Here is an 8,042-nt window from a genome sequence, read left to right on the forward strand (position 1 = left end):
TTTCCCGTTCCACGTCTGCTCTAACTTTCCCATTCCAGTGTTTTCTGCAATCCCGATTTTAATCCTTCCAGATCCAATCCATCGATTGCAAAAGCTTCCCGAATCAAAGGCGGTGCGATAAACTCATCGTATTTGCCAAGATACGGAGCTTCATCCTCAGCAAGCAGCGCAGAAGCATCCTGAGCCAGTCGACATTCACTCATCATCTCGGCTAACAAGGTTCGTTCGTCCACTTTGCCTGATACCACAAAATAATATGGCTCCATCGGCACGACGGAACGCAAAGCCAGCCTTCCAGACAAATTATGCTTCATCAGCCGCTCCAGCGTACGGAACGCTTTGCTGCCCACCCAAGGCAACACATACATGGAATCACCGCCTGCCGGAATGACCACCTGCTTGAGCAACCCACTCTCTCGAGCCAGGCGACGTGCACGCTCCAGCCGGTTGACGGCTTGTGGTGACAAATACGGATAGAACACCGAATCGGACAGCACCTCACGCATTTTTTGTACAACCTCAGTATGAATATCCCCGCCTGCACCAAGCCAAAGTGTATCCACTTTGCCTTTCGCAGACTTCACGTACACGGCTTTATGCTTGCGATCTACCTCTTCCACCTTCCACAGTTTACCTGCAAGCGAGAAACAATAACCCGGCGGAGGCACGGTCGTGATCGATCCAATCTCTTCCGATCCGTTCAGTACTTTATGCTCTTCATCGTCCTTAAACACGGCGTAAAAGCGATAGTTATTCACGATCTTTTCACCCGTGAGTCCGATAATTAACGTCTGTTCCTCCGTCCATTGCAGATGATCTGTGTCGATCAGATAATTCAGGAAGGTTTGATAGTGATCCGGTGTAATCTCTGAAAAAGGCGCCAGGGAGAGGATCTCGGCCGCAAGTTCTCTTGGCTCGGCCTCCCCCATACTTTTCAGCATGCTCATCGTCTGGTGATAGAGTACACCTATAGGCATTTTGCGAGCTTCCAGCGGCTCTACCCACTTGGTTTTAACATAAAGCTCAATAACGGCGATAGCACGCATGAGTGTCCATGGCATACGAGCAGGTAATTGCGCTTCCTCATCCTCTTCCTCCGGGCATACAAAAAGCATCTCCGATGCCATATCATCACGCCTGCCGGAACGACCAAGACGCTGAACGAAACTTGAAGCACTGTAGGGTGCACCGAGTTGCACAACCCGCTCCAACTCACCCAGGTCAATGCCAAGTTCGAGCGTAACGGTCGCGGCAGCTACAGCCGGGCCAGCACCTGTTCGCAAAGCCGCTTCCGTCTCTTCTCTCAGCATGGCCGAAATGCTTCCATGATGCACATGGAACACATCCCGTTCTTCTCTGCGTGCCGCGACGCGCCGCATCTCCAGAATCGTAACTTCCGCATCTGTGCGACTGTTGGTGAAGATGAGTGCTTTTTTACGATGTGTGCTCTCATAAATAAAGTCGTAGTAGGATTTACGCGCATGATGAAGCTGCTCTGCCTGCTCCTCGTTCTGTGCATCCGGGAAGGAAAAATGCTCTACCCGCAGCCTCAGCTTGCGCCCGCCCGGGGAAGATACCACATCCACTCCTTGCCGTGTTCCTGCCGCAAGCCAAGCTATCGCTGCATCATAATCGCTGAGCGTAGCCGACAGTCCGACTCTTCGAGGAACACAACCAGCCATACGTTCGATTCGAGCCAGTTGACTTAATACCTGAATTCCCCGATCCGCTCCCATGAACGCATGTACCTCATCAATAATGACATAGCGCAGATCGTGAAAAAGCGCTGGAATCGCATTGGGACGATTCATCAGCAGTCCTTCCAGCGATTCAGGCGTAATCTGCAGTACCCCTGACGGATTCTTCATCAGTTTGGTTTTCTCTGACTGCGGCACATCTCCATGCCAATGCCAGACAGGAATATGACCTTCAGTGAGCAAGTCTTTCAGTCGTTCGAACTGGTCATTAATCAGTGCTTTCAACGGCCCAATATATAGAATACCCACCGACTTGGAGGGTTCGTCATACAGTTCAGTTAATGCAGGGAAAAATGCAGCCTCCGTCTTGCCTGAAGCTGTACCCGCTGCAATCAGCATGTGATGCGGAGTATGAAAACAAATGTTACATGCCTCGATCTGGGCAGGTCGCAAGGATTCCCATCTTTTTTTATAAATAAATTCCTGCACAAACGGAGCCAATCTATAGAATGGATTAGGGTTTTCACTCATAACTCGAACTCCGCCAGAAAATCATCCAGCTCGTCCCGCTCTTGCGCCGAACCAGATGTTCCCCTACCCGAATTATTGGCCTGTGTTGCACGCTCGCCAAGCAACTGCTCGTAAGTAACATCGGGATTCTGATGCAGCGTATGCAGCACATCCATAAAGTCGCGCACCACTTCTCTTGTGGTCAGAAGCTCATCTGCACCCAACCGGTTCACAGCCATTTGCATAAAACCAACTAATTGTTCGTCACTCAAACTCGCCGTGTACGCGAAATGAAGTGCATGAATCTGGCGCAGCTTCTGTAGCAAAATCAAAATTTCTTCATGCGACAACATGGCCAGTTTAATAATTGGCCCCGTATAATTCGCATACGCACTTGTTGCATAACGACCATCAATAAGTCTGGAACGAAGCGCTTCATAACTGTACAAACCACGGCGCTCATCCTCCACAAACTGAGGGGTTCCCCCGACAAAAATGCCCAGATGCTCCGCCTTACCCTGCATCGTATCATTAAACATCGTTAACAGCTTCTCGTAATTGCTTTGGCGTGAAACACTGTTTGTAATTTTATACAGGTTCACCGCTTCATCAATAAAAAGCAACAGTCCTTTGTAACCGATACGTGCCGTAAATTCTGACCACAATTTAAAATAGTCATACCAGTTATCATCATCAATAATAACGCCTACGGACAGCTCTTTTTTTGCCTCCGTTTTCGTTGCATATTCACCTCGAAGCCAGCGGAGTGCCGACAGTTTCCGGTCATCATCAGCAAGTTTGTACCCGTTCCAATAAGACGCCAGCACCTTGGCAAAATCAAAACCGTGAACCAGGTTCTGCATCTCCCCCGTCACCATGTAAATCTGTTTCTCTACCTCCAGCGGCAGTGCAGGATCATCCGGGCGTAAATTTAGATTGTGCATCGCTGTTTGCTGCAAACCCGCGATCCATTTTTGCAAAATAGGCTCCAGTGCACCGCCATCCGGACGTGTGCGTGTAGACAATCGTGTCATTAGCTCACGATACGTTGCAAGGCCCTGCCCCTTCGTGCCGACAAGTCTGCGCTCCGGGGAGAGATCCGCGTCCGCAACCACAAATTCCCGATCCATCGCATAGTTGCGAATCATCTGCAAAAGAAAGCTTTTACCGCTGCCATACCGGCCTGTAATCAGCTTAAACGCCGCACCGCCTTCAGCAATGTTATCCAAATCGCGTAAGATCGCCTCCACTTCCGGCTTCCGTCCTACGGCAATTTGCTCCAAACCAATCCGCGGCACAACTCCTGCCGTTAATGAATTCACAAGTGCTGTGGTCAAGCGCTTAGGAATTTTAAGCTGATTGGGCTTGGTTTCGGTTAATTTATGCTCCGTCATATCAATCACCTCTTCACATGTTCAAATAGTTCGATATAATCAGGAACGATTCGGTCGCTATCAACCAGCAAATCTCCGATGGTTTCCATCGCCACATCATTCATTTCATCCAGCAAAAGAGCAGGCATCGTTCCCAGTTCTTCCGCAAGTCGCATCACATTGTGATCCGGATCATCACCGAGCAAAGCGTGGATCGCTCTCACATGCCGGGACTCCAGTCGTTCGGCAAACTCCAGCCATTCCTCCGGTACATCGGCTTCCGCCGTTTCGTCCCAAAGAAGCAGCTCATTTCTTGGAGTTGCATTCTCTGATGGCATAACTGTGTTGTCCTGAATCACCGGTGAATGTTCTCGCTGCTCTGAGAGTCGAGACTCAGCGTGAGTCATTTGCCTTGGATGAAGAGATTCAGCTTCATCTGGAACCTCAGGCGACTGCAATTCAACATCAACCGATGCAGGAGCTTCATTCTCTTCGATGGTTAACGCCTTGCGTACATATTCGCTATCCTCCTGCAAAGAAGCCAGTTTTGCCGTATCAATCTGAATGACTGGCGCAGTTACGGCTTCAGCTTGTTCCATCGCCAAAGCTCTATCCAGATAACGTTCAATTACAGCGGCAAGCTCCGGTTCCAGCGTTTTACCACGCAGACGGCCTCGGAAACCTGACCATTCACGAAGTTTATTTTCCGTGCAACGATAGATCCGGGTTAACCTCTGAGTAAAGTCTTGCCGGTATCCAACAGGAAAATAAGTGAATGTAACAAATCTGCCGTAAATGGATTCGTCATACACCGCTTTCTGAAACAGCGTACGCTTTACCGTCCGCTCGGCTTCCGGTTCAAGCTCTGGTAAAAGGCCTGTTGGCTGAGTCCGCTTTAAATAGGAATCCACGACTGCCATCACTTTGGGCACATAACGTTCCATCATTTCTTTGCCGCCATCCCGGTAAAAGGTATTGAGCGTAACATCATAGTCATAATATCTCTGGAGCATATCCAGCTTAATATCAGCAACATTATCTTGTAACACTCGGTGTAATTCCCTGTCCAGGAGCTCCGATGAAAAATATTCGATTGAGAACAGGATAACCTCCTGCATTAATGAATGAAGGTTGTGTACCAGAATATAATCGACCAACCAATCCTGCATGTAAAATTCGAGTTGAGGAACCCCTGCCCGGTAATGCAGCAACAATCGCTTTAACTGCTCATAACCATCCTCGGGAGTCAGCCAGCCGATGCCGTTAATCAACTCGTAAACATGAACAAACAGGTAAGAAAGGTCGACATCCAGGTATCTTCCCTGGCGCACCTCTGTTCTCCAATACAAATACCAGTTCAGCTGTGCATCATTCATCACCCCATACGTCGGCCAGTAGCTCATAAACGGAACAGGTGCTGTTTCTTCACCCGTAACTTCTGCAAGCCGTCTAGCCTCCTCCACAAATCGCTTCTCCGAAGACAATACAGCCCCTTGCTGCCTGTGTGGTTGACGACTCTGGTTCACTAAAGATGAACGATCCGGTATCCGAACCGAGGCCGTTTCCGTTGCTTCACTCAGATCAATCTCCATAAATTCCAGCTGTTCCGAATGATCACTCATCGAAATGAAACTCACCTCTTTCACCACAAAATACGAACACGTGTATCCATACGCATCATTATAACACTTGTGTAGCTTCTGCGGGTGGCAAAATCACACATTCTTGTAACACAAAAAAAGAAGGCATCACTGCCCTCTTTTCCATCAACTATTTGCATTCTATATTACAGACCATCGAACCATTGTTTTTGATATTCCGTGCGGACTAAAAAATATACTCAAACAACTCGTGTACGATTTTTGCCTTCATCCTTTGCCTGGTACAACGCCTGAGTAGCCAGTTCAATTAGCTCACCCGCAGCTGAGGATTCATCAGGCGTAAGTACCGCGCCGCCAACGCTGACCGTAACTACACCACTCTGTCCTGAGAGCTCCCGCTGGATCTGGAGAGCCAGCACATGCTGCCTGATTTCTTCAGCGAGTTCAGATAAATACTTCGATGTGGTTCCTTTTAACTTCAGCATAAACGTACCACCACGTAGACGGGAAATGAGAGCTTCATGTTGTTCACTAACCACAGTCAGTACTTCGCCAATCCACTGTAAACACAGATCTCCCCCCTGCAAGCCATACGCGGTATTGTAAGAACGGAAATCGTCAATATCTATGATCAGAAGACCAAGGCTGCATTTCTCCTGCAGGCAATCGCTCCAATCCCCTTCGAGTTGTTGCTTGAACACCGTTTGAACGGGCATATCCGTTAGCGGATCCGTAGTCAGGTAATTGTGAAGCTGACTTGTTGTTTCGTTGTATTCATCCTGTTCCTGATAAGATGTTCTGCTGCGGAGCAGTAACATGACCGAAGGTTTACCCGCATGAACGACGGAAGCCATTGTAATCTCAAGCAGCAAGGACATGCCCGAAGCTGTTGTAAAATATAACTGATTGTTCATCAAACTGGTGATGTCATGTTGCAGTTTTTCAAAGTCTTGCCATAACCATCGCGTGTATTGTCTGGTAAAAACTCACCGAAATTTTTCCCGATCAGGCTGTCAGCACTTTCATATCCAAACAGTTCAGCCGCCATCATATTACAATAGATAATTCGTCCTTCGGTAAGCGTGAAAAAGGCAACCGGCGAAAAATCCATCAGCTGCAAATAACGCTGTTCGTTTCGCTTCAAGATACGGGCATTTTGAAAAGCATGCTCCTCGGCCTGAGCCAGCTGGTTTTCAGTCTGACGATGTACAATGGACTTAAGTAATGGCAGAATGCTGAGCTCTCTCGCTGTCCATGGATAAGAAGTCGATTTGACAACCTCCCTCCATTTCTCAAACGATTTCCGCGGAGACAATCGCATGCCATCATCCGTTTTGAGCACGGCTTTGGCTGGATCACCCGCCCATTCAACGACCTGAACCACCTCTGGACGGAACCACAGCATATAGTTATGGTGACCCGGTGAGATCGCAACATAAATAACCCCGGAAGCCGTACCTTGATATCGTTTAGCTGTCTCATATTCCAGGCTCAGCCTGGACGTATGGTAACTGTGATCCTCAGCTTGTTCAGCCAGCCAGCCCGCCAGCTCCCGAATCTGTCCATTCGTCGGCGTCTCACCAAACATCAGAAGCTTATCTTGATAACATATCGCCGCTCCAGATGCATTCATAAGGTCAAGCAATGTCTCTTGCTCTGCCTGCAGTTCTTCTAGCACACGCGCCGGACTTGTATTGCCTATAAAAATATTAACAAGCCGCGCAGCCGTCTCACGGGACTTGATCTCTGCCTGATAATCATCGAGCTGCTGACGCTGGAACAATTCATTGGAGAAAAAAGCACCCAGAAAGTTACACAAGTTACGAACACGATGTGGAACATACCTTGCAGAATAATGATGGCACGTAATCAGTCCCCATAATTGATTATCATGGATCAGCGAGATCGTAACGGTAGCTCCTACGCCCATGTTTTGCAAATATTCAATGTGAAGCGGTGACACACTCCGCAGTACCGAAAGACTAAGATTCAGCGGTTTGCCTGTAAGGGGCTGTAACAAAGGTACGATCTCAACAGGTGTATATTCCACATTGACAATCGTTCGCAGCCAGTTGCGAAGATATAGCTCTCTTGCCTGCTTGGGAATGTCCGAGGCCGGGTAATGATGCCCTAGAAAAGGCTCAAGTTCTGGTTCGCGCGCTTCCGCAATCACTTTCCCGTTCCATTGCTCGTCGAATTCATAGATCATGACTCTGTCATATCCGAGCATTTCTTTCACTTGTTCAGCGGCGATCTGACTCGCCTCTACGCGGCTGTCTGTACTTTTGATTCTTCCGAAGAAACGGGATATCCATTCAAAATCGTTGGATTCGATGTTTTCTTTTTCATAATAAGGCTCGATCTCGAGGATAAGCAGACCTTCGCTTTCATGCAAAACAGACGAGAAGACCTTCTCCTCCCCTGTCACCTGTATAATCAAATCCATATAATGCAAGTCTGACGTTACCGTTGCGTTGGAACGGTTGTGCAGGAGGCTGCTAACATCATTTTCTGTAATGAGATCACTCAAAGGCATGCCCAAAATATCTGAACTATGAATGCCCAGATGATCAAACGTATTTTGACTACACTGTACGATCGTTGGTGTGCCGCTCGGATCAATCGCCAAAAGCACACCGTGAGGCTGAATAAAACCCGGAATATGAATGGGCTCTTTATCACAGTTATTCAGGTCGATAGGATCATTCGTATATGTCCCTTGCGGGAGTAAGGTGCGGTTAAGCATGCTCATTTCTTGCCTCGACCTTGGTTCAGCCATGAACTTAAAAATCCCCTCTCAGCATGTGTTGTGGAGCTAGAATAAAAAGTGGACACCCGTTAACGGACGGAAGGATAATAAG

5 protein-coding genes are annotated in these 8,042 nt (G+C 48.2%); all 5 read right to left on the reverse strand.

The genetic code is table 11. The features are described 5' to 3' along the window. Positions 1-20: 20 nt before the first annotated feature. Positions 21-2,228, reverse strand: a complete 2,208-nt coding sequence (locus ACUTVW_RS24175) for a DEAD/DEAH box helicase (protein WP_445648107.1) — start codon at positions 2,226-2,228, stop codon at positions 21-23. Next, a complete protein-coding gene (locus ACUTVW_RS24180) occupies positions 2,225-3,601 on the reverse strand; it encodes an ATP-binding protein (protein ID WP_445648108.1) in 1,377 nt (458 codons plus the stop codon). The genes ACUTVW_RS24175 and ACUTVW_RS24180 overlap by 4 nt, the downstream gene beginning before the upstream one ends. A 5-nt stretch (positions 3,602-3,606) precedes the next feature. Beyond that, complete coding sequence (locus tag ACUTVW_RS24185; RefSeq protein WP_445648109.1) at positions 3,607-5,202, reverse strand: TerB N-terminal domain-containing protein; 1,596 nt, start codon at positions 5,200-5,202, stop codon at positions 3,607-3,609. A 218-nt stretch (positions 5,203-5,420) separates the two neighbouring features. Then, entirely contained in the window at positions 5,421-6,095 is a 675-nt protein-coding gene (locus tag ACUTVW_RS24190) for a diguanylate cyclase domain-containing protein (protein WP_445648110.1), read from the reverse strand. Then, a complete protein-coding gene (locus ACUTVW_RS24195; RefSeq protein WP_445648111.1) occupies positions 6,095-7,960 on the reverse strand; it encodes a GAF domain-containing protein in 1,866 nt (621 codons plus the stop codon). The genes ACUTVW_RS24190 and ACUTVW_RS24195 overlap by 1 nt, the downstream gene beginning before the upstream one ends. Between the last annotated feature and the right edge of the window lie 82 nt (positions 7,961-8,042).

The sequence above is a fragment of the Paenibacillus sp. TSA_86.1 genome (assembly GCF_052691815.1).

Bases quoted from the DNA above. Each gene is read 5' to 3' on its own strand.
- ACUTVW_RS24185 (WP_445648109.1), bottom strand. From the start codon at position 5,202: ATGAGTGATCATTCGGAACAGCTGGAATTTATGGAGATTGATCTGAGT.
- ACUTVW_RS24175 (WP_445648107.1), bottom strand. From the start codon at position 2,228: ATGAGTGAAAACCCTAATCCATTCTATAGATTGGCTCCGTTTGTGCAG.
- ACUTVW_RS24190 (WP_445648110.1), bottom strand. From the start codon at position 6,095: ATGAACAATCAGTTATATTTTACAACAGCTTCGGGCATGTCCTTGCTG.
- ACUTVW_RS24195 (WP_445648111.1), bottom strand. From the start codon at position 7,960: ATGGCTGAACCAAGGTCGAGGCAAGAAATGAGCATGCTTAACCGCACC.
- ACUTVW_RS24180 (WP_445648108.1), bottom strand. From the start codon at position 3,601: ATGACGGAGCATAAATTAACCGAAACCAAGCCCAATCAGCTTAAAATT.